This is a genomic window from Klebsiella sp. K5-45 (genome assembly GCF_030128605.1).
Taxonomy (GTDB): domain Bacteria; phylum Pseudomonadota; class Gammaproteobacteria; order Enterobacterales; family Enterobacteriaceae; genus Klebsiella; species Klebsiella quasipneumoniae.
This window is the reverse complement of sequence record NZ_JAKUZW010000004.1, coordinates 193,791-214,374: the sequence shown is the minus strand read 5'-3', so window position 1 is coordinate 214,374 and position 20,584 is coordinate 193,791. Positions and strand designations below refer to the sequence as shown.

18 protein-coding genes, 1 tRNA gene and 2 pseudogenes are annotated in these 20,584 nt (G+C 57.0%); 13 read left to right on the top strand and 8 right to left on the bottom strand.

Features of this window, described 5'->3' with window-relative positions; all coding sequences use genetic code 11:
• The first annotated feature begins 2 nt into the window (after positions 1 to 2).
• A complete protein-coding gene (gene helD, locus MKS11_RS10295; RefSeq protein ID WP_087771555.1) occupies positions 3 to 2,057 on the top strand; it encodes a DNA helicase IV in 2,055 nt (684 codons plus the stop codon).
• A gap of 11 nt (positions 2,058 to 2,068) precedes the next feature.
• Here the strand turns inward: helD and mgsA are convergent, their stop codons facing one another.
• On the bottom strand, positions 2,069 to 2,527 hold the full coding sequence (gene mgsA / locus MKS11_RS10290; protein ID WP_004201439.1) for a methylglyoxal synthase: 459 nt from the start codon (positions 2,525 to 2,527) through the stop codon (positions 2,069 to 2,071).
• 154 nt (positions 2,528 to 2,681) lie between these two features.
• Between mgsA and MKS11_RS10285 the strand changes: the two genes are divergently transcribed.
• On the top strand, positions 2,682 to 3,095 hold the full coding sequence (locus MKS11_RS10285; RefSeq protein WP_004201441.1) for a CoA-binding protein: 414 nt from the start codon (positions 2,682 to 2,684) through the stop codon (positions 3,093 to 3,095).
• A 27-nt stretch (positions 3,096 to 3,122) separates the two neighbouring features.
• Here MKS11_RS10285 and hspQ read toward each other — a convergent pair whose 3' ends face one another.
• Both hspQ and rlmI read right to left on the bottom strand, forming a co-directional pair.
• On the bottom strand, positions 3,123 to 3,440 hold the full coding sequence (hspQ, locus tag MKS11_RS10280; RefSeq protein ID WP_017899464.1) for a heat shock protein HspQ: 318 nt from the start codon (positions 3,438 to 3,440) through the stop codon (positions 3,123 to 3,125).
• 59 nt (positions 3,441 to 3,499) lie between these two features.
• On the bottom strand, positions 3,500 to 4,702 hold the full coding sequence (rlmI, locus tag MKS11_RS10275; protein WP_017899465.1) for a 23S rRNA (cytosine(1962)-C(5))-methyltransferase RlmI: 1,203 nt from the start codon (positions 4,700 to 4,702) through the stop codon (positions 3,500 to 3,502).
• A gap of 190 nt (positions 4,703 to 4,892) precedes the next feature.
• Here rlmI and MKS11_RS10270 point away from each other — a divergent pair, with 190 nt between their 5' ends.
• From MKS11_RS10270 to yccX, 3 genes are read left to right on the top strand one after another with little or no spacing between them, the layout of a single operon-like run.
• The gene (locus MKS11_RS10270; RefSeq protein ID WP_017899466.1) at positions 4,893 to 5,447 is read left to right on the top strand and encodes a YbhB/YbcL family Raf kinase inhibitor-like protein; all 555 of its coding nucleotides are present in this window, start codon (positions 4,893 to 4,895) and stop codon (positions 5,445 to 5,447) included.
• A 17-nt stretch (positions 5,448 to 5,464) separates the two neighbouring features.
• Entirely contained in the window at positions 5,465 to 6,253 is a 789-nt protein-coding gene (locus MKS11_RS10265; RefSeq protein ID WP_004201445.1) for an AraC family transcriptional regulator, read from the top strand.
• A gap of 48 nt (positions 6,254 to 6,301) precedes the next feature.
• Positions 6,302 to 6,583, top strand: coding sequence for an acylphosphatase (gene yccX / locus MKS11_RS10260; RefSeq protein WP_004201446.1), 282 nt, complete (start codon positions 6,302 to 6,304; stop codon positions 6,581 to 6,583).
• Here yccX and tusE read toward each other — a convergent pair.
• Both tusE and yccA read right to left on the bottom strand, forming a co-directional pair.
• A complete protein-coding gene (gene tusE / locus MKS11_RS10255) occupies positions 6,580 to 6,909 on the bottom strand; it encodes a sulfurtransferase TusE (RefSeq protein ID WP_004201447.1) in 330 nt (109 codons plus the stop codon). The genes yccX and tusE overlap by 4 nt on opposite strands.
• Before the next feature lie 87 nt (positions 6,910 to 6,996).
• Positions 6,997 to 7,656, bottom strand: coding sequence for an FtsH protease modulator YccA (gene yccA, locus MKS11_RS10250; protein ID WP_002898458.1), 660 nt, complete (start codon positions 7,654 to 7,656; stop codon positions 6,997 to 6,999).
• A gap of 268 nt (positions 7,657 to 7,924) precedes the next feature.
• Between yccA and MKS11_RS10245 the strand changes: the two genes are divergently transcribed.
• The 4 genes from MKS11_RS10245 to MKS11_RS10230 all read left to right on the top strand — a co-directional run bounded on the left by MKS11_RS10245 (position 7,925) and on the right by MKS11_RS10230 (position 12,918).
• Entirely contained in the window at positions 7,925 to 9,577 is a 1,653-nt protein-coding gene (locus tag MKS11_RS10245) for an ABC transporter substrate-binding protein (protein ID WP_048294450.1), read from the top strand.
• 119 nt (positions 9,578 to 9,696) lie between these two features.
• Positions 9,697 to 9,784: transfer RNA gene (locus tag MKS11_RS10240), tRNA-Ser, on the top strand.
• Positions 9,785 to 10,085: 301 nt separating this feature from the next.
• Positions 10,086 to 12,512 (top strand): glycogen/starch/alpha-glucan phosphorylase, encoded by a 2,427-nt coding sequence (locus tag MKS11_RS10235; RefSeq protein WP_101865449.1) that lies wholly within the window; start codon positions 10,086 to 10,088, stop codon positions 12,510 to 12,512.
• Positions 12,513 to 12,576: 64 nt separating this feature from the next.
• The gene (locus tag MKS11_RS10230) at positions 12,577 to 12,918 is read left to right on the top strand and encodes an STAS domain-containing protein (RefSeq protein ID WP_048295782.1); all 342 of its coding nucleotides are present in this window, start codon (positions 12,577 to 12,579) and stop codon (positions 12,916 to 12,918) included.
• 43 nt (positions 12,919 to 12,961) lie between these two features.
• Here the strand turns inward: MKS11_RS10230 and MKS11_RS10225 are convergent.
• Together MKS11_RS10225 and MKS11_RS10220 are read right to left on the bottom strand one after the other, a co-directional pair.
• Positions 12,962 to 13,723: pseudogene (locus MKS11_RS10225) on the bottom strand (EAL domain-containing protein); the annotation flags it as partial.
• Between the two features lie 162 nt (positions 13,724 to 13,885).
• Positions 13,886 to 14,497 (bottom strand): annotated as a pseudogene (locus MKS11_RS10220) (CSS-motif domain-containing protein); the annotation flags it as partial.
• 400 nt (positions 14,498 to 14,897) lie between these two features.
• Here MKS11_RS10220 and MKS11_RS10215 point away from each other — a divergent pair.
• The 4 genes from MKS11_RS10215 (at position 14,898) to MKS11_RS10200 (ending at position 19,684) form a co-directional block, all read left to right on the top strand.
• Positions 14,898 to 15,914: an iron ABC transporter substrate-binding protein gene (locus MKS11_RS10215; RefSeq protein ID WP_023317875.1), complete on the top strand. Its 1,017-nt coding sequence runs from the start codon at positions 14,898 to 14,900 to the stop codon at positions 15,912 to 15,914.
• Between the two features lie 21 nt (positions 15,915 to 15,935).
• Entirely contained in the window at positions 15,936 to 17,510 is a 1,575-nt protein-coding gene (locus tag MKS11_RS10210; protein WP_048294453.1) for an iron ABC transporter permease, read from the top strand.
• A 1-nt stretch (position 17,511) separates the two neighbouring features.
• Complete coding sequence (locus tag MKS11_RS10205; protein ID WP_087771407.1) at positions 17,512 to 18,540, top strand: ABC transporter ATP-binding protein; 1,029 nt, start codon at positions 17,512 to 17,514, stop codon at positions 18,538 to 18,540.
• A 244-nt stretch (positions 18,541 to 18,784) separates the two neighbouring features.
• The gene (locus tag MKS11_RS10200) at positions 18,785 to 19,684 is read left to right on the top strand and encodes a GGDEF domain-containing protein (RefSeq protein WP_017899473.1); all 900 of its coding nucleotides are present in this window, start codon (positions 18,785 to 18,787) and stop codon (positions 19,682 to 19,684) included.
• Positions 19,685 to 19,701: 17 nt separating this feature from the next.
• On the opposite strand, the gene MKS11_RS10195 is transcribed toward MKS11_RS10200, so the two are convergent.
• Complete coding sequence (locus tag MKS11_RS10195) at positions 19,702 to 20,535, bottom strand: helix-turn-helix transcriptional regulator (RefSeq protein WP_032455802.1); 834 nt, start codon at positions 20,533 to 20,535, stop codon at positions 19,702 to 19,704.
• Positions 20,536 to 20,584 lie beyond the last annotated feature (49 nt).

Here is a 20,584-nt window from a genome sequence, read left to right as displayed (position 1 = left end):
ATATGGAACTTAAAGCGACAACATTGGGCAAACGCATGGCTCAGCATCCTTATGACAGGGTGCAGTTACTGAACGCCGGGGTAAAGGTTTCCGGCGATCGTCATGAGTATCTTATCCCTTTCAATCAGTTATTGTCAGTGCATTGTAAGCGCGGTCTGGTCTGGGGCGAACTGGAGTTTGTGCTGCCGGACGATAAAGTCGTGCGTTTGCACGGTACCGAATGGAGCGAAACGCAGCGCTTTTATCACCATTTGCATACGCTCTGGCAGCAGTGGAGCACGGAAATGAGCGATATCGCCGCGGGGGTGCTGAAGCAGCAGCTGGCAGCCATCGAACGAACCCGGGCAGAAGGTAAGTGGCTGACGCGTCAGCAGGTAGCGGACGTTCAGGATAATATTCGCCAAGCGTTAACCGGGCTGCCGATGCCCACCAGCCGGCTTGACGCCTTTGATAACTGCCGGGAACTGTGGCGGGAGTGTCAGCGCTGGTTAGGGGATATTGAAGCGGCGCGTCAGGCCCATAACCAGGCCTTTACCGAGGCGATGCTGGAACAGTATCGCGGCTTTTTTGACGGCGTGGAATCCTCCCCGCTCAATCCGTCGCAGGCGCGAGCGGTGGTGAACGGCGAGCGCTCCCTGCTGGTGCTGGCGGGAGCGGGCAGCGGTAAAACTTCGGTGCTGGTGGCGCGAGCGGGCTGGCTGCTGGCGCGGGGAGAAGCGGCGGCAGAGCAAATACTGCTGCTGGCGTTCGGCCGCCAGGCGGCGCAGGAGATGGATGAGCGGATCCGCGAGCGTCTGGCTTCAGACGATATTACCGCCCGCACCTTCCACTCGCTGGCGCTGCATATTATCCAGCAGGGCAGCAAAAAAGTGCCCACCATCAGTAAGCTGGAAAGCGATACTGCGGCCCGTCACGCATTGCTGCTGAAAAGCTGGCAAAAGCAGTGCCATGAGAAAAAAGCGCAGGCGAAAGGCTGGCGTCTGTGGCTGGAAGAGGAGATGGGCTGGCAACTGCCGGAGGGGGACTTCTGGCAGGATAAAAAAGTGCAGCGGCGGATGGCCAGCCGGCTTGACCGCTGGATCAGCCTGATGCGCATGCACGGCGGCTCCCAGGCGGAGATGATCGCCGGCGCGCCGGAAACGGTACGCGATCTGTTCAGTAAACGGGTGAAGCTGATGTCGCCGCTACTGAAAGAGTGGAAGGCGGCGCTGAAGGCGGAGAATGCGGTCGATTTTTCCGGCCTGATCCATCAGGCGGTCAATATTCTCGATAAAGGCCGCTTTGTCAGCCCGTGGAAACACATTCTGGTGGATGAATTTCAGGATATTTCGCCGCAGCGAGCCTCGCTGCTGGCCGCGCTACGCCGGCAAAATAGCCAAACTACGCTCTTTGCCGTTGGCGATGACTGGCAGGCGATTTATCGGTTCAGCGGGGCGCAGCTCTCCCTGACCACCGCGTTCAACCACTACTTTGGCGAAGGGGACTGCTGTGCGCTGGATACCACCTATCGCTTTAACGGGCGAATCGGCGAAATAGCCAATGGTTTTATCCAGCAGAATCCGCATCAGTTAAGCAAACCGCTGAATAGCCTGACGGCGGGAGATAAAAAGGCCGTCACGCTGTTAGCCGACGATAAGCTGGACGATCTTCTGGATAAGCTGAGCGGTTACGTTAAGCCCGAGCAGCGGATCCTGCTGCTTGCCCGCTATCACCATCTTAAGCCCGAGGCGCTCGATAAGGCGGCGACGCGCTGGCCGCACCTGCAGCTTGATTTTATGACCATTCATGCCAGCAAAGGTCAGCAGGCCGACTATGTCATTGTGCTGGGACTGCAGGAGGGCGTGGATGCGTTTCCGGCCCCGGCGCGCGAGTCGATCATCGAGGAGGCGCTCCTGCCGCAGCCGGAAGATTTTCCGGATGCGGAGGAGCGTCGACTGCTGTACGTGGCCATAACCCGCGCCCGTCACCGGGTGTGGCTGTTATTTAACAAGGCGCAACCGTCGCCGTTTGTTGAGATCCTGCAGGCGCTGGATGTGCCTGTGGCCAGGAAGCCGTAATCGCGGCTCGATTATTTCAGGCGCTCGGCAAGATAGCGTGGATAATCCGGGATCAGAATATCGAGCGGTTGAGCGAAGTGCGGCGACTGGATAATAAAGTCAGCGGTGGAGACGTTAGTGGCGACCGGAATGTTCCAGACCGTAGCCAGGCGCAGCAAGGCTTTGACATCCGGGTCGTGAGGAACCGCGTTCAGCGGATCCCAGAAGAAGATCAGCACGTCGATTTTGCCTTCTGAAATGAGAGCGCCCACCTGCTGGTCGCCGCCCATCGGGCCGCTCAGCATGGCATTGACCTCCAGCCCGGTAGCCCGGGAGACCAGGTTGCCGGTAGTGCCGGTGGCGTACAAAACATGTTGCGCCAGCAGCGCCTGATGGCGAGCAACCCATTTCATCAGCATATCTTTGCAGTGATCGTGAGCCACCAGCGCGATATGTTTTTGCGCGGGCAGGGTACGTGTTGTCAGTTCCATATTTTCATTCCACATTTTGACCTGTTGACAGATTACTGAATGTGGCTGTCGCTGCAAGCATCGCGGATGAAAATTTTGCTGGATCTGTGGGTTAGCCTGGATGGCCCCCTGCTGCGGATTAGCATACACTTAGGTGAAATAGCAGGAGGAAACCATGAAAGAGAATGATATTGCTGACATCCTGACCTCGACACGGACGATTGCGCTGGTCGGAGCCAGCGACAAACCTGACCGTCCGAGCTACCGGGTCATGAAGTATCTGCTGGATCAGGGGTATCACGTTATCCCGGTTTCGCCGAAGGTGGCGGGCAAGACGCTGCTGGGGCAGCAGGGATATGGAACGCTTGCCGATGTTCCGGAAAAGGTCGACATGGTTGATGTCTTCCGTAATTCAGAAGCGGCATGGGGCGTGGCGCAGGAGGCGATTGCTATCGGCGCGAAAACGCTGTGGCTGCAGCTGGGAGTGATCAATGAGCAGGCCGCAGTGCTGGCCAGAGAAGCCGGGTTAAACGTGGTGATGGATCGCTGCCCGGCCATAGAGCTGCCGAGACTGGGATTAGCAAAATAACAAAAACCCCGCCAGGCGGGGTTTTGTTTAGTTGCGAAGGCGCGGAGCCTGCAGCTGCTGGCGAATCGTTTTGGCCAGCTCGTCGAGGGACGGCTGCTCCGGGTGTTCGTCGCGGAGTTCGCTGCTCAGCTGCGCTTCAGCCAGATAGGTGTGGATCGGCTGACCGTCATCATCTTCCATCACTACATGGTACCAGGGCGCCGCACGCAGTTCGTCATTAGCGGCAATTTCATCCTCTTCCGGCTCCGCGAGCGAGTACTCGGGATCGACATCGACGATGACGCCCAGGTAGCCCAAGAGCGTATGGCGGACCTGTTGGCCGATACCGAATTTGCTGGCTATCATAGGCACCTCCTGGGAAACATGAATACTCCCTATATGAGGCTCATGTTTCGTTTTTCAAGTTACATGACGCGACAGGCAAACCCCTTCAGATACAGCCCTTCCGGGTAGGTTGCGATCACCGGGTGGTCTGCAGCCTGACGGAACTGTTCTATAAATTGTACATCACGCCCGGCATCAATTGCGGCATCCGCGATGATTTTCTGAAATAAATCGGTGGTCATCAGGCCGGAACAGGAGAAGGTCAGCAGCACGCCGCCGGGGTTCAGCAGCTGGATCGCCAGCATATTGATGTCTTTATAGCCGCGGCAGGCGCCCATAAGCTGGCTTTTGTTTTCCACGAACTTCGGCGGATCCATCACGATGACGTCGAATTTCTCTCCCTGATCCCGGTACTTACGCAGCAGTTTGAACACGTCGTCGCGTACAAACTCCGCTTTGGACAGATCCAGTCCGTTGAGCTCCACGTTCTGGCGCGCAACGTCGAGCGCCTCCTGCGAGGTATCCACGCTGGTGACCTTGCGGCAGCCGCCCATCAGCGCCGACACCGCAAAGCCGCCGGTGTAGGAGAAGCAGTTCAACACCCGTTTGTCCGCCACGTAGCGACGGGTCGCCAGGCGACTGTCGCGCTGGTCGAGGTAGTAGCCGGTTTTGTGCCCGCCCTGAATATCAACCAACAGCTTCATACCGTGCTCGGTAATCGGCAGCAGCGCTGGCGGCAGTTCTCCCACCACCGGCCCCTGGGCCAGCTCCAGACCCTCTTTTTTACGCACCGCGACATCGCTGCGGTCGTAAATGGCGCAGTCCGGGAACAGGGTCTGCAGGGCGCTGATGATGGCGGCGCGCTGGTATTCGGCGCCTGCGCTGAGGAGCTGCAGCACGAAAAAGTTGCCAAAGCGGTCGATCGTCACGCCCGGCAGCCCATCAGACTCGCCGGCGATCAGACGGTAGCTGTCGAGGCCATCGCGCTCGGCTAGCCAGGCACGCCAGGTTTGCGCTTGCTGCAGGCGGCGTTCAAAGAAGGCGTTATCGATGGCTTCGTTGCGGTCGAATGTCCACACGCGGGCACGGATCTGTGACGAGGGCGAGTAAGCGCCGCGGGCCAGCCATTTTCCCTGATGGTCAACGATATCGATGGTTTCACCGCTGCGGGCTTTACCTTCCATACGGGCGACGCCGCCGGAGAAAATCCACGGATGGCGACGCAGCAGGGATTTCTCGCGTCCTTTGGCTAACACTAAGCGGGGGAATAGGGAATCTGTCATGGAGCTACCTTTAAGCAACGGGAATGTCGGCACCGAAAAATGGCGCGTAGATTAGCACACCTGGCGCACGCAAGCATCTTTCCTCCGGCAGGCGCAGGTGAGCGTTTCGGCACAAAACGCAGGCGCATCGGCACATTCACCGTGCATGGACTGTCATACCCTGTCTTCTCACCCCCAGGAGGAGAAGACGATGAAAACAGGAATGCGGATGACCGTGGCGATGGTCGCGGCAGTGAGCAGTGGCGCGATGGCAGCGCCGTTTAGCGTAAGCAGCGATGATATGCATGACGGGCAAGCGCTGGCCCAGCAGCACTGGTTTGCCGGTTTCGGCTGTACCGGAGGCAATGTCTCTCCGCAGCTGGCATGGAAAAATGCCCCAGCGGGGACGCGCAGCTTCGCGGTCACCGTCCGGGATCCTGATGCGCCTACCGGCAGCGGCTGGTGGCACTGGACGGTGGTCAATATCGCCAGCAGCGTCTTTTCGTTACCCGCTGGTGCGGGAGATAAAAACAGCGCTACACTGCCGGACGGAGCGGTGCAGGGGCGCAATGATTTTGGCTATGCCGGCTTCGGCGGCGCCTGCCCGCCGGCGGGAGATAAACCGCACCGCTACCGTTTTACGGTGTGGGCGCTGGATGTCCCCACGCTGCCGGTGAATGCCGAGGCCAGCGGGGCGCTGGTCGGGTATCTGTTACACAGCCATGCTCTCGCCAGCGCGCAATTGACGGCGACGGCCGGGCGCTAAAACAAAAGGTCGGTCTGATGGAGAGTATCCATTTTCAGCATAACGCCCTGACCGCCGCGGAGATTACCACCCGACGGCTGTGCAGGCTGCACCGCGTGCGTCTGTTTTCCCCGGCGCTCTGTCGGGTGAAACGCGGCAGCAAAGTGATTGTGCAAGGGGAGAGCCGTGTGCTGGCGACACCGCAACAGCTGATTGTGTTGCCGGCTGACGTTGAGCTGGAAGTGATTAACCAGCCGGACAACGGCCTCTTTTGCTCCGATCTGCTGTCGCTGACGCCTGAGCTGCTGACGGCGTTTAAGACCCGCTATCTCAGCGAAAAACCACCGGGGCGTCTGACTTCGCTCTGCGCCCCGGTGACCAGTGAGCTGGCTTTTATGTGGCAAAGCGTTCTGCAGGCGGTGCGGGAAGGATTATCCACTGCTTTGCAGCAGCACCAGACCATGGGTCTGCTGCTGGCGCTCCACGAGGCGGGGTATGCCGGCCCGCTGCTCGTCGAGCGGCAGCAGGATCTGTCGGCGCAGGTTCGGCAGCTGGTCATGCTATCGCCGGCGCAGGCATGGAGCGTGTCGCGGGTGGCGAAAATGCTCTTTCTCGGAGAGTCCACGCTGCGCCGTCGTCTGCAGCAGGAATCGCAGAGTTTTCGCCAGATCGTCGAGGAGGTGCGGATGGCCCACGCCCTGGGACAGCTGCAGACCACCTCGCGGCCAATAGGCGAAATCGCGCAGAACAGCGGATATCAGTCGGGATCGCGCTTTACCGCGCGCTTTCGCCAGCACTATGGTTTACTACCAAAGCACGTACGCTGAGCGAATTTGCTATCCTCAGCGTAAAGGGTAAGTCAAAAGGAGAGGTTAATGGCCAGTATCTGCACCATGGCATGGGTATACGGTTCCGTTCAGGGCGTAGGGTTTCGCTATTCCACGCAGCGGGAAGCGCTGCAGCTGGGGTTGACCGGCTATGCCCGTAATCTGGACGACGGCGGCGTAGAAGTCCTTGCCTGCGGCGAGGCGGAGCAGGTGGAGAAACTCATCGCCTGGCTGAAAGCCGGCGGGCCGCGCAGCGCGCGGGTTGACCGGGTGTTGACTGAACCCCATCAACCCACCCGCAGCTGGGACAAATTCGCGATCCTCTATTAGATGCACTTCACCGGCTTCGGCAGCCCGGCGATTTTGGTCGCCTGTTTGGCGGGGCCTTTCGGGAACAGGCGATAGAGATAGCGGCTGTTGCCTTTCTCTTCACCAAACTTGTTGGCCATCGCCTTGACCAGCATGCGGATCGCCGGTGATGTGTTGAATTCAAGGTAAAACTCGCGCACAAAGCGCACCACTTCCCAGTGCTCAACGGCGAGCGTTATCCCTTCCTGTGCGGCGATAACGTCGGCCATCGCCTCGCTCCACTGGGTAGTATCCTTCAGATAGCCTTCGCTATCCGTCTCAATTTCGTTGCCTTCAAAAATAAACATAATTTTTCACATACCGCCTGAAACTGGCCGCAGTGTAGCAAAAAAAAAGGCCCCGCATAAGCGAGGCCTCTGGTAGCAGGGGAGCGGTTAGTCCCGGCTGGCGAAGCCCAGGATGCTCAGCAGGCTGACAAAGATGTTGTACAGCGAGACATACAGGCTGACCGTGGCGCGAATGTAGTTGGTTTCACCACCGCGGATGATGTTGCTGGTCTCGAACAGGATGGCGCCCGAAGAGATCAGGATGAACACCGCGCTAATCGCCAGGTGCAGCGCCGGCAGCTGCAGGAACAGGTTAGCGACCATACCAATCAGCACCACCACGACGCCGGCCATCAGCATACCGCCGAGGAAAGACATGTCTTTGCGCGTCGTCAGCACGTAGGCCGAGCAGCAGAAGAAGACCAGCGCCGTACCGCCCAGCGCCAGGCCGATTAAATCGCCCATGCCGGCAGAAAGGTACGCGTTCAGCATCGGCCCAAGGATATAGCCGAGAAAGCCGGTGAAGGCGAAGGCGGAAATAATCCCGGTGGGCTTATTCGCCGTTTTATAGGTCAGGAACATCAGACCGTACATCCCCACGAGGGTCAAAATCAGCCCCGGGGAAGGCAGCATCAGCACCGTGCTGGCGGTAGCGGTGATGGCGGAAAACGCCAGCGTCAGGCTGAGCAGGAAGTAAGTGTTACGCAGAACCTTGTGCGTGCTGAGCAGCGAGGAACGGTCACGCGATGATGTAATTATGCGATCCATGAGTCACTCTCTTATGACAGATGTAATTAGGGATAAAGAATAAGAAAAACAAGCGTGAAGCCCTAATGCTTTTACCCATCTTTACTTAGTTTTTGCCGCGTTTGACAAGCATAAAATTCTACATGGATTGGAAAAAGCGATATGTTTTCGCGTTTCGCTTCGGTGAGCCGATCGAAATCTTATAGGTTGCTGAAAAATATTGCTTTATTGAAATTCTGCGACTAAGTGTGGAAGGGGGAATAACTCCGTACGTTAAAGGCAAAGGGAAATGACATTACATAAAAACAATCACATCACGCGAACGCTCCTGGCCGTAAGTATGATAGCAATGTTCGGCGGGGCGCAGGCGGCGCAGGTGCCGCCGGGGACTCAGCTGGCAGAAAAGCAGGAACTGGTCAGAAATAACGGCAGTGAACCTGCCTCACTCGATCCGCATAAAGTCGAGAGCGACATTGAATTCAACATCATTAGCGATCTCTTTGAAGGGCTGGTCAGCGTGACGCCTGCGGGGGCGATCCAGCCCCGACTGGCGGAACGCTGGGAAAACAAGGACAACCTGTTATGGACCTTCCATTTACGCCCTGGTCTGACCTGGTCCGACGGCACGGCCATCACGGCGCAGGATATCGTCTGGAGCTGGCAACGGCTGGTCTCGCCAACCACCGCCTCCCCCTATGCGAGCTATCCCGGCAATATGCATATCGCCAACGCCCGTGAAATTGCCCTGGGGCAAAAGGGACCGGAGACGCTGGGGGTGAAAGCGCTGGACGACACCACGCTGCAGGTCACTCTGAACCAGCCGAATGCCGCCTTCCTGGCGATGCTGGCGCACCCTTCGCTGGTACCGATCGACAAAGTGCTGGTGGAGCGTTTTGCCGATAAATGGACCCGCCCAGAGCATATCGTTACCAGCGGCCCGTATAAGCTGACCCAATGGGTGGTGAATGAGCGGTTGGTGGCTGAACGTAATGCGAAGTACTGGGATAATGCGCACACCGTTATTAATAAAGTGACTTACCTGCCCATCTCTTCCGAGGCTGCCGATGTCAACCGCTACAAAGCGGGGGAGATCGATATTGTTTATACGGTGCCGATCAATCAGTTTGCGCAGTTGCAGAAAACCATGGGCGACCAGCTGGACGTTTCGCCGCAGCTGGCGACCTATTACTACGAATTCAATACTACCCGGCCGCCGTTTAACGACGCCCGAGTGCGTCGCGCGCTGAATATGGCGCTTGATAAAGATATCATTGCCGGAAAAGTACTTGGCCAGGGGCAGCGCCCGGCCTGGGTGATCAGCCAGCCGGATATCGGCGGTGTGACGCTGCACAACCCGGATTACGCCAGCTGGCCGCGCGAGAAGCGGATTGCCGAGGCGAAAAAACTGCTGGCGCAGGCGGGGTATGATGACAGTCACCCATTGGTCTTTACCCTGCTGTATAACACCTATGAGTCGCACCAGCGTATCGCCATCGCCGCCAGCTCTATGTGGAAGAAAAACCTCGGCGTCGAGGTGAAGCTGCAGAACCAGGAGTGGAAGACGATGCTGGATACCATGCATACGCATAACTTTGACGCTGTCCGCTATGCCTGGACCGCCGACTACGACGATGCCGCCACCTTCCTCAACACTTTCCGTACCGGGGATAGCGAGAACACCAGTCAGTACAGCAACCCGACTTACGATGAGGCGCTGCGCAATGCGGCGAAAGCCTCCGACGTGGCGAGCCGGGGCAAATACTATCAACAGGCGGAAGATCTGCTGGCGCAGGATGTTCCCGCCATTCCGGTCTATCACTATGTGCGTACCCATTTAGTGAAACCCTGGGTGGGAGGCTTCACGCCGGATAAGCTGGGGTATTACTACACCAAAGACATGTACATTAAAAAACACCCATCCGCTAGCGGCGACGGGCGCTGATTTTCTGCGCGAACTGCCTGAAATTCAGACGAATAACACAAAATTGTTTGTTTTTAAGGCAGTTGAACAAAATGGTGCTTTACAGCATCCGCCGAGGTGTTTATAGTGCGCCTCACACCGGAAGTGTGGCCGAGCGGTTGAAGGCACCGGTCTTGAAAACCGGCGACCCGAAAGGGTTCCAGAGTTCGAATCTCTGCGCTTCCGCCATATAAAAGAAGGGGTTACCGAAAGGTAACCCCTTTTTACTTTTCCCCTGGCCGTTCTGACGGCGCGTCATCTTCACGTCACGACTGCGCAAACCCACCCTGCCTGCAGCGTTATCGCTGGTGAAAATGTGACGATTAATCCATTTCAAATTGTTGTTATTTTAATTATTCAGTCTCACATTATAAACGGAAATGGTGCTCAGGAATAAAAAACCTGGTGCAAAATATCTTCGTCTATACTTGGAAAACGATGATTTACCTGCCATGGTGCTTTCGCAGAAACAGAGACCAGTGAGGTCAGCATGCCTGTCATTAACCCGCAAGATATCAAAGCATTACGGGCGTTGGTTGAACAGAAATTAAAATACACGCTGTGTGTTAGCTTAAATAAAGCGACAAATGGCGATATTTTTAACGCGGTGGCGCTAGCCATTCGTCATTTTCAGCAGGACCATTTTCTGACGAGCCAGGCGCGGCAGCGCGAAGAGCGAAAAAAGCGCGTTTACTACCTGTCGATGGAATTTTTACTCGGCCAGTCGCTGCGTAATAACCTGGTGAATATGAATTTACTGGACGAGATGCGCCTGGTGGTCAATGACCTGGGGTTTGATCTTGAACTGATCCTTGACGAGGAGCCTGACGCCGCGCTGGGTAACGGCGGGTTAGGCCGTTTAGCCGCTTGCTTTATCGACTCGATGGCCACCCTTGATATTGCTGCATCCGGGCATGGCATCAAATACGAATATGGGCTTTTTCGCCAGTCCTTTCAAAACGATCAGCAGGTCGAGCATCCTGATGACTGGCACTCCATGCATTCCCCATGGCTGGTGGAGCATCACGCTCAGCAAATTCTGATCCCGCTGGGGGGATATATTGAGCACAGCGAAGATATTGATGGCAACTACAATCCGATGTGGCTCGGTTGGAAAACCATCATCGGTATTCCCCATGATTATTTTGTTTCCGGCTACCGGGATACATCAACTAACACGCTGCGCCTTTACAGCGCGGTGGCCTCTGACTCCTTTAATATCCATATTTTTAATCGCGGGGATTATATTAAGGCAGTAAGTGAGAAAATCGCCTCGGAGAATATTTCAAAAATACTCTATCCTTCCGATGAGGTCCTGACCGGAAAAGAGCTGCGTCTGACGCAGGAGTATTTTTTGGTGGCCTGTACGCTACGGGATATTTTTCGTGACTATGCCGAGGTTAATGACGACATTACTTTGCTAGCGCAGCATGTGGCTATACAGCTTAATGACACCCATCCGGCATTAGCGGTGGTGGAGCTGATGCGGATCCTGGTCGATGAATACCGACTGCCATGGGAGCAGGCGTGGGAGATAACGCAAAATACCTGCGCCTATACCAATCATACGCTGATGCCGGAAGCGCTGGAGACCTGGCCGGTGTCGTTGTTTGAGAAACTACTGCCGCGTCATTTGCAGATTATCTTTGAGATTAACCATCGTTTCCTTGAAGAAGTAGCCCGGCGCTGGCCGGATAAACCTCATCTGTTATCTTCACTGTCTTTAATTGACGAGCATCACGATAAGCAAATTCGCATGGCTAATCTGGCCATTGTCGGTAGCCACCGCGTCAACGGAGTAGCGTGGCTGCATTCGGAACTGGTCAAAAAACAGTTGGTGCCCGACTTCTATTTTATGACCCCGGAGAAATTCATTAATCAGACCAACGGCGTCACGCCGCGTCGTTGGGTGCAGCAGGCTAACCCGGGCCTGGCAGAATTTTTACAGCAACAACTGGGGGAAGGGTGGCCAACTGATTTACCCCTGCTTTCCCGCCTGGAGGATCTGGCCAGCGAGCCAGCCGTGATTGAGCGTATCCGGGGCATAAAATTTGCCAATAAAACCGCACTCAGCGAGCTGGTGGCTCAACGCTACGGCATCGCGCTGGATCCGCTGGCGATGTTTGACTGTCAGGTCAAACGTATTCATGAATACAAGCGCCAGTTGCTCAATATTCTGCACGTGATCGCGCTGTATCTGGATATCAAAGAGAACGGGCGTACTATCGCGCCAAAGGTGCATCTGTTTGCGGGTAAAGCGGCGCCAGGCTATCGGATGGCAAAGCTGATTATTCAGTTGATTAATACCGTTGCCCGAAAAATTAACAGTGACCCGCAGGTTGCCGGGCAGCTTAAAGTGGTATTCCTCGAAGATTATAAAGTCTCGCTGGCGGAAAAAATCATTCCCGCCACGGATCTCTCTGAGCAAATTTCCACCGCCGGCACCGAGGCGTCCGGCACCAGCAATATGAAGTTTGCCATGAACGGGGCGTTAACTATTGGCACCTATGATGGGGCGAACATCGAAATCCGCGAGGCGGTGGGGAGCGAGAATTTTTATCTGTTTGGCGCGGTGGCGGAAGAGATTGAAGAGAGCCGACGCCTTGGGCGGCATCATGGGTTCTATCATGACAACCCGGCTATCGCGCGTGTTGTCGATAGCCTGGTGTCCGGGCTGTTTTCAGCCGATCGCGAGCTGTTTGCGCCACTGCATCAGATGCTGACAGGGGCCGATCATTACTGCCATCTGCTGGATTTCGACAGTTATTGTCTGGTGCAACGGCAGGCAATGGCCGATTTTGAACAGCCGGATCAGTGGCACCGCCGGGCCTTGCTCAATATTTGCCGGATGGGGGAATTTTCCAGCGACCGAACCATCCGCGGCTACGCCAGGGATATTTGGGGTATCAGGTGCTAAAGAGAACACATGCCGAACAGAGCAGGGACGCGTCGACGGTTATCAGCCAACATTGAGGATGAACATGAACGTTGAATTACATACTGAGCAGGGCGTCAAGGTCATTGTCCCCCTGGTTCGCCGGCTGGATGCTTCCGTCGCATCAGCGTTTAAGCAGCAGGTTCTTGTGGCCCTTGACGGTCAGACGAAAAACCTGGTGCTGGACCTGAGCCACGTCGATTTCATAGACAGTAGCTGCCTGGGCGCCCTGGTATCCATTCTCAAGAGCGTCAGTGGGCAGGGAGAGCTGGTGCTCTGCTCGGTCAATGGGACAATCCAAAACCTGTTCAAGCTCACCCGCATGGATCGCGTCTTTTCGATTAAAGAGACTCGTCAGGATGCACTGAACCTGTTGACTGCGAAATGACGCTCAGGCAGGCCTGGAAGGCCGCGGATTATCGATCGCCCGTTCATTCTTCGATAATCCGCGCCTTTGGTTTGCTCAGCAGAAGCATCACCAGCGCGACGTAGGGCATCGGCTTCCAGAAAAAGTAGCCCTGCAACAGATGAATATTCTGGCGATTGAGATACTCAAGCTGAGCCTGAGTTTCGACGCCCTCGGCAATGATGCGCAGTGACAGCGTCCGCGCCATCTCTATCACGCAGTCCAGCAGTTTGCTTGACGGCGCCTCGTCAGTCACCCGGCCGACAAAACTCTGATCGATTTTGATATAGTCGAAAACCAGCTCATGCAGATAGGAAAGCCCGGAATAGCCGGTGCCAAAGTCGTCCAGCGCGATGGAAAACCCGCAGGAGTGTAACGCGTTGAGCTTGTCGACAACCGCCTCGTTGAGCAACAGCGGCTCCTGTTCGGTGATCTCCAGCATCAGCTTCACCGCTGTGCCCTCAAAGCCGCGCTGAAAGTGCAGGCAGTCATCGATAAACGACGGAGCGTTGATATGTGATGCGCTGATATTGACGCCGATATGAAACCCGTCCGGCAGCTTACTGAAGATCGGCCTCATCTGGGCGGCGACCTGCGCCATCAGGCTACAAGTGAGTGGGATAATCAACCCAGTACGCTCGGCCAGCGGAATAAATTCAGCGGGCGAACGCCACTGCGCCGTGGTGTTTGGCCAGCGGGCGAGGATTTCCACGCCATAGATCTCTCCGGTTTTGCCGTTCACCAGCGGTTGATAGTAGGGAACGATAGCGCCCTGAGCGATGGCGTAGCGCAGCCTCTCCTCTTCTGAGGTATAGACATTGAGGTATTTGCGCAACAGAAAATAAAACAGCAACGAAACAGAGAAAATAAAAATCAGCAGCCCGGACCCATTATGAAATAAGCGGCCGGGGCTAAAAAAAGGCGACTCAGGATAGGCAATATGAAATGGATAGTCTGGTGAGCTAAAAATATCCTGGTTCGGACCAGCGTTGAGTGGCTTCACATCGCCATATCTGGCAATCATTTGATTTTGAACCAAAAGTGCCAGCCCGCCGTTATCCTCATCGCTATACAAGGCATCGCGCAAATGGATATCGCTGATGCTGACAATGACTCTTACCTGCGCCGAACGAGTGTGATAGATCAGCACTGGCCGCTTATTCACCATCATTCTGGCGGGCAGCAGCTGCAGTGGCTCATCGGGTAAAGACTCAGGATGGAGCATCAGTACCCGATTGCCCGGCAGCGACGAGCACCACACCTGGCCCTGTTTTACCAGCACAATTGTGCGCAGATGCGGCTGCAGGGCGGCCTCGGTCCCGAGCTGAAACTGGCCCTGCACGGAGCAACCGCCGCGGCTAACGTTCATCGCCGTCATCGTTGCTGCGCGGGCCTCATCCAGAATAACGGCGATTTTCTTTGCCGCCTGACGGGCGGTGGCGACATGCGAGGCCTGATCGGAATGCCACAGTTGCCAGTTTATTACGAACACGCCAGCCAGAAATACCACCAGCGCCAGGGAAAAGGCAATCCATGCGTTTCGTCGCTTTATCTCTTTCATTTGTTGGGCATGCAATGGTGTTTGTGCATAAAGTGAACCATCTCTCTGGCAGTAAAGGCTTTTCTATGATCGTAGAAGGGAGATAACTTCCGCGATGACGGTGCATCATAAAAATATGATCGCTATCACAATACCTGCCGACAAAGGCCGGTTATATCGCGTTGACGCTACGTACCTCTTCTGCCGGTAATAAAAATAAAAAATTAATGTTTTCTTAATATATTTTTCTGGGCCGGCTGGTTATTAGCATTTTCCAGTCCGTAGTGGCGTGCTTGCGCTATTTTTTGCTTTTTTAAGTTTATGATAATTGTTTTCATTATCATTCTTTTTTTGCTGTGATTTAATCCTCTCCGCTCAGGCTATTTACCATTAATTTCCCTGGTTCATTAAGGATGCGTTCATGAAATCTCGCTTATCGCCCCTCTGTACGGCAGCGCTGGTTGCCGCTTCTCTGTTTCTGGCGCCGCAGGGGATGGCGGCTGACGGTCAGGACGGGATTGTGGTCTACAACGCCCAACACGAAAATCTGGTGAAGTCGTGGGTGGATGGATTTACGAAAGAGACCGGTATTAAAGTCACGCTGCGCAATGGCGATGACAGCGAGCTGGGTAATCAGCTGGTTCAGGAAGGCGCCGCGTCGCCAGCCGATGTGTTTCTGACCGAGAACTCACCGTCGATGGTGCTGGTTGATAACGCCAAACTTTTTGCCCCGCTGGATGCGGCCACCCTGCAGCAGGTTCCGGCACAATATCGCCCTCAGCACGGTCGCTGGATTGGCATCGCCGCGCGTAGCACCGTGTTCGTCTATAACCCGGCAAAAATCAGCGAGGCGCAGCTGCCGCACTCGCTGATGGATCTGGCAAAACCGGAGTGGAAGGGCCGCTGGGCGGCTTCGCCATCGGGGGCTGATTTCCAGGCTATCGTCAGCGCGATGCTGGCGCTGAAGGGTGAGCAGGCGACCCTCGACTGGCTGAAGGCGATGAAAACCAACTTTGTCGCCTATAAAGGCAACAGCACGGTGATGAAAGCGGTCAACGCCGGGCAGATCGACGGCGGAGTGATCTATCATTACTATCGCTTCGTTGACCAGTCAAAAACCGGCGAGAACAGCAAAAACACCCAACTGTATTACTTCAAACACCAGGATCCGGGGGCCTTCGTCAGCATTTCCGGCGGCGGCGTGCTGGCCTCCAGCAAACATAAAGCACAGGCGCAGGCCTTTATTAAATGGATCACCGGTAAGCAGGGACAGGATGCGCTGCGCACCAATAACGCCTTCGAATATGCGGTGGGGGTAGACGCGGCCTCTAACCCGAAACTGACCCCGCTGAAAGATCTGGATGCCCCGAAGGTGGAACCTTCCTCGCTGAACAGTAAAAAGGTCATTGAACTGATGACGCAGGCTGGCCTGCTCTGATCCTGAGGAAGTGATGTTGCTATGTCTGTTCTGAGTCTGTCGCTCGGAAAGAAAACAGGACGCCTGCCTGAGCGCAGGCGTCCTGCATTTCCGATGGTTGCCTTAGCGCTCCTGTTTTCATTGCTGGCGCTGTTGCCGTTAGGGTTTGTGGTGGTGGTCGGATTCGATACCGGCTGGCCGACAATCAAAGCGCTGGTCTTTCGCCCGCGGGTAGGCGAACTGCTCAGCAATACCCTGTGGCTGACGGTGCTGACTGTCCCCATCAGCATTGTGCTTGGCGTGACGCTGGCCTGGCTGACGGAACGTACCGCGCTTGCCGGGCGGCAGCTGTGGTCGGCGCTGGCGGTAGCCCCGCTGGCCATTCCGGCCTTTGTCCAGAGCTACGCCTGGATCAGCGCTGTGCCCTCGCTGCATGGCCTGGGCGCTGGGGTGTTTCTCTCGGTGCTGGCCTACTATCCGTTTATCTATATGCCGGTGGCGGCCGTGCTGCGCCGACTCGATCCCACCCTTGAGGATGTCGCCGCGTCGCTGGGCACGCCGCCGTGGAAAGTGTTTTTCCGGGTGGTGCTTCCGCAGCTGCGGCTGGCCGTCTGCGGCGGTGCGCTGCTGGTGGCCCTGCATCTGCTGGCGGAATATGGTCTGTATGTGATGATCCGCTTCGATACTTTCACTACCGCCATTTACGATCAGTTCCAGTCGACCTTCAGCGGTCCGGCCGCCAATATGCTGGCGGGCGTGCTGGCTCTGTGCTGTCTGGCGATCCTGCTGCTGGAGAGCGCTTCGCGTGGTAAAGCGCGCTATGCGCGTATCGGCGCCGGGGCGGCGCGCGAGCAGAAGCGCCTGGTGCTGGGTAAAGGGGCCGCCTTCGGCGCGCAGCTGCTGTTTCTGCTGCTGGTGCTGCTGGCGATGGGGGTGCCGTTGCTGGTCCTGGGGCGCTGGCTGTGGCTGGGCGGTATCGATAACTGGCTACATGCCGATCTGTGGCATTCCCTGCGCCAGACTCTGTTGCTGGGGGCGGGCGGGGCGCTGCTGACGACGGTCTGCGCGATCCCCATCGCCTGGCTCGGCGTGCGCTATCCGCGTCCGCTGTTCCGCCTGCTGGAGGGGTGTAATTACATCACCAGCTCGCTGCCCGGCATTGTGACCGCGCTGGCGCTGGTCACCGTCACCATCCACTATGCCCGTCCGGTGTACCAGACCGAAGTGACGCTGTTTCTGGCCTATTTGTTAATGTTTATGCCGCGGGCGCTGATTAACCTGCGCGCCGGTATCGCCCAGGCGCCGGTGGAGCTGGAAAACGTCGCCCGCAGTCTCGGACGCAGCCCGGCCCGCGCCCTGTGGAGTATCACCATGCGACTTGCCGCCCCGGGGGCGGCCGCCGGCGCCGCGCTGGTGTTCCTTGGCGTCAGCAATGAGCTTACCGCCACGCTGCTGCTCTCGCCGTTAGGCACCCGCACGTTGTCGACCGGCTTCTGGGCGTTAACCAGCGAGATCGACTATGTGGCGGCGGCGCCCTACGCGCTGTTGATGATCATCATTTCGCTGCCGCTGACGGCGGTTCTCTATATGCAGTCGAAAAAAATGGCAGGGTTGTAACATGCTGGAATTGTCTTCTGTTTCGAAATCCTTCGCCGATGCGCAGGTCCTCGATAATATTCATCTTCAGGTGGCTCCGGGTAGCCGGACGGCAATTGTGGGTCCGTCGGGTTCGGGAAAAACCACGCTGCTGCGCATCCTTGCCGGTTTCGAAACGCCCGACAGCGGACGCATCGTGATGCACGGCGCGCCTCTGTTTGCCGAGGGCGTGTTTGTTCCTGCCCACCAGCGACGGATCGGCTACGTTCCGCAGGAGGGGGCGCTATTTCCTCACCTCAATGTCGCGGACAATATCGCCTGGGGGCTGGACGCCAGCCGCGAGGAAAAACGTCGCCGGGTGAGCGCACTGATGGAGATGGTCGCCCTTGACCATAGCCTGGCGCGCCACTGGCCGCATGAGATCTCCGGCGGCCAGCAGCAGCGTGTGGCCCTGGCTCGCGCCCTGGCCCAGCAGCCGGCGCTGATGCTGCTCGATGAGCCCTTTTCTGCCCTGGACACCGGACTGCGCGCCAGCACACGCAAAGCGACCGCCGATCTGCTGGCGGAGACCGGCATCGCCTCGATTCTGGTGACTCATGACCAGACCGAAGCGCTGTCGTTCGCCACACAGGTGGCGGTGATGCGCCAGGGACGTTTCGCCCAGGTGGGTACCCCGCTGACGGTTTACTCGCAGCCGGTGGACGAAGAGACGGCGCTGTTTCTCGGCGATGCCCTGATCCTCCCCGCACGGCTGAGCCCCGGGCGGGCCAGCTGCGCGCTGGGCGACCTGGCGACAGACGCAGCGCATCCTGCTGGTGAAGGTAAGGTGATGTTGCGTCCGGAGCAGCTGAGCGTCAGCGTGAGCGGACCACAGGAAAGTACCGCCACCATCCGCGATGTTGATTTCTCCGGCCAGCTCTCCACGCTGACGCTGTCGATGCCCGGGCACGATCGGCCGATTGTTCTGCGAACCGTAAGCCAGCCGGCGTGGCAGCCAGGCGCGACGGTGCGACTGACGGTCAGCGGCAAGGCGCGCGTGTTCAGCGGCTAATCTCTGAGCAGGCGCCGCCGGATAACGGTGGCGCCGCACGGAAAGCTAATCAACTGACGGATTTAGCCGATAGTATCCGCGCCACTGACCTCGTCGCCATGGAGTGGTAGTACGTTGGAACAATTCCGCGGGGTCAGTCTACCTCACCGCCGTTTTGTCGGCGCGTCGCTTTTTCATTCGTCCCGCTGCGCTTAACTGCTATCCTGTCCCGCGATCGGCCCTGTTGTTACCGTGAGACATCGTTATGCCTGAATGCCATACTCCTGCGAATCGCTCCATTCCGTCCGCTTTGGCGCGGGGTACGTTGCTGCCTGCGCTGCTGGTCATCGTCGCCGTCGCTGTCGGCTGTGCGCTGGTGTCGCCGCCGATCGGCACGTGGCGTGAGATCCTGGCCAACCCCGGGCTCTATATCGATTTGCTGGCGCTGCTGTTTCTAGTGTTTATGCTGTGGAGCTCAGCAAAGGTGCGGATGAGCCATATCGCCGTCAACTGGGTGCGCTATGGGCTGCTGCTGTGGATTGCTGGCGGCACGTTCGATGTGATGGATGAGATAGTGGTTCAGCCGCGCTGGATGGGTTATTACTGCGAAGATCTGCTGCGCCTCTCCGGGATGCTGCTGACCGTTGTGGGCGTCTACAAAATTATTGAGCGCATCAACCTGTTGTACGTTGACGCGCGCTCGCAATCACTGAAGGATGAGCTCACCCAGTTGCCCAATCGCCGTTTTTTCATCGATACCATTCGCGAAAAGTCCGGGCATGCGCTGGGGCTCATGATTCTGGATATCGATTTTTTCAAGAAAATCAATGATACCTGGGGCCACCTGGTGGGGGATGAAGTGTTATTTTCCCTGGGGAAACAGCTGGCGAAACTGACCAGCGAGCAGGTCCTGCCGGCGCGTATTGGTGGGGAAGAGTTTGCCATTATCGTCGATGGCCTGTCGGAGCCTGAGCTGCACGCCCTGGCGCAGTCGATCCTCGACAATGCCCGCACCATCCTGATCAATCATCAGGCGCCGCTGTCGATCAGCATTGGCGTGGGAACCTGGCGGCCGGGTGAAGCGCAGGAGACGTTTATCCGCAAAGTCGACGAGGCACTGTACAAGGCCAAGCACAACGGGCGTGGGCGCGTGGAGTGGGCGTAATATTCCGACACGGCAGGTTAGGTCTGCTGCGTGCTGCGGCAGTGTCGCCGATACTCTGACGGCGAACGCTCGGTGTAGCGTTTGAAGACCCGGCAAAAATAGTTGCTGTCGACAAAGCCGCAGTTATGGGCGATCTCTTTCACCTTCAGGTCGTAGCCGCGCAGCAGCTGTTTTGCCTTTTCCAGACGCACCCGGGTCAGATATTCGTTAAATCCCACCGAGCCTGATTTCTGAAAAATATGCGAAAGATAGTTGGGCGTGATGTGAAAACGTCTGGCCACCGATTCCCGCGTCAGCGGCAGGCTCAGATTTTCCTCGAGGTAGTCCTGAACGGCGAGAAACAGATCCCGGCTGCGACTGACGCGCATTTCCAGCCCAACCAGCTGTTCGCGACAGTGACTCAGCAGCGCGGCGACCACCAACCGCGCGGTCAGCGGATCGGGCTGCAGGCTGACTTCGTTCAGGCTCAGCAACAGGTAAGAGCCCACGCGCGGTCCAAGGCGGGCAACGCTTTGCTTTTCCGTGTGCAGGCTTTTCCCGTCCCAGCGCTGAATACTGAACCCCAGCTTCTGTCGACCAAACAGAATACTCAGGGTGGTGGCCGGGCCGGTCCACTGCGGCAGCGTCCATTTTCCCGCCTGCACGTACAGCACCTGTAAAGTGGTTAACGTCGAGGCGGCCAGTGGCAGCCCCTGTTCACTGAGCTGGCCCTCCAGCACTATTTCCAGACGCGGAAACGGCACGTTGAGGGCGAGGGCAGGGACGGAGATATCCGGCTCAGGAAATCTCACCTGTAAATGATCTTTTTGACTGATTAACCGATGCAGAATATCTGGCAGATCTTCAATCATTCTTTGCCCTCAGCATGCGCATTATCCTGTTGATGGTAATCTATTTTTT

Bases quoted from the DNA above. Each gene is read 5' to 3' on its own strand.
- MKS11_RS10210 (WP_048294453.1), top strand. From the start codon at position 15,936: ATGTCTGTTCTGAGTCTGTCGCTCGGAAAGAAAACAGGACGCCTGCCT.
- MKS11_RS10245 (WP_048294450.1), top strand. From the start codon at position 7,925: ATGACATTACATAAAAACAATCACATCACGCGAACGCTCCTGGCCGTA.
- MKS11_RS10265 (WP_004201445.1), top strand. From the start codon at position 5,465: ATGGAGAGTATCCATTTTCAGCATAACGCCCTGACCGCCGCGGAGATT.
- MKS11_RS10205 (WP_087771407.1), top strand. From the start codon at position 17,512: ATGCTGGAATTGTCTTCTGTTTCGAAATCCTTCGCCGATGCGCAGGTC.
- MKS11_RS10200 (WP_017899473.1), top strand. From the start codon at position 18,785: ATGCCTGAATGCCATACTCCTGCGAATCGCTCCATTCCGTCCGCTTTG.
- MKS11_RS10195 (WP_032455802.1), bottom strand. From the start codon at position 20,535: ATGATTGAAGATCTGCCAGATATTCTGCATCGGTTAATCAGTCAAAAA.
- MKS11_RS10270 (WP_017899466.1), top strand. From the start codon at position 4,893: ATGAAAACAGGAATGCGGATGACCGTGGCGATGGTCGCGGCAGTGAGC.
- MKS11_RS10285 (WP_004201441.1), top strand. From the start codon at position 2,682: ATGAAAGAGAATGATATTGCTGACATCCTGACCTCGACACGGACGATT.
- MKS11_RS10230 (WP_048295782.1), top strand. From the start codon at position 12,577: ATGAACGTTGAATTACATACTGAGCAGGGCGTCAAGGTCATTGTCCCC.
- yccX (WP_004201446.1), top strand. From the start codon at position 6,302: ATGGCCAGTATCTGCACCATGGCATGGGTATACGGTTCCGTTCAGGGC.
- yccA (WP_002898458.1), bottom strand. From the start codon at position 7,656: ATGGATCGCATAATTACATCATCGCGTGACCGTTCCTCGCTGCTCAGC.
- tusE (WP_004201447.1), bottom strand. From the start codon at position 6,909: ATGTTTATTTTTGAAGGCAACGAAATTGAGACGGATAGCGAAGGCTAT.
- MKS11_RS10235 (WP_101865449.1), top strand. From the start codon at position 10,086: ATGCCTGTCATTAACCCGCAAGATATCAAAGCATTACGGGCGTTGGTT.
- hspQ (WP_017899464.1), bottom strand. From the start codon at position 3,440: ATGATAGCCAGCAAATTCGGTATCGGCCAACAGGTCCGCCATACGCTC.
- rlmI (WP_017899465.1), bottom strand. From the start codon at position 4,702: ATGACAGATTCCCTATTCCCCCGCTTAGTGTTAGCCAAAGGACGCGAG.
- mgsA (WP_004201439.1), bottom strand. From the start codon at position 2,527: ATGGAACTGACAACACGTACCCTGCCCGCGCAAAAACATATCGCGCTG.
- helD (WP_087771555.1), top strand. From the start codon at position 3: ATGGAACTTAAAGCGACAACATTGGGCAAACGCATGGCTCAGCATCCT.
- MKS11_RS10215 (WP_023317875.1), top strand. From the start codon at position 14,898: ATGAAATCTCGCTTATCGCCCCTCTGTACGGCAGCGCTGGTTGCCGCT.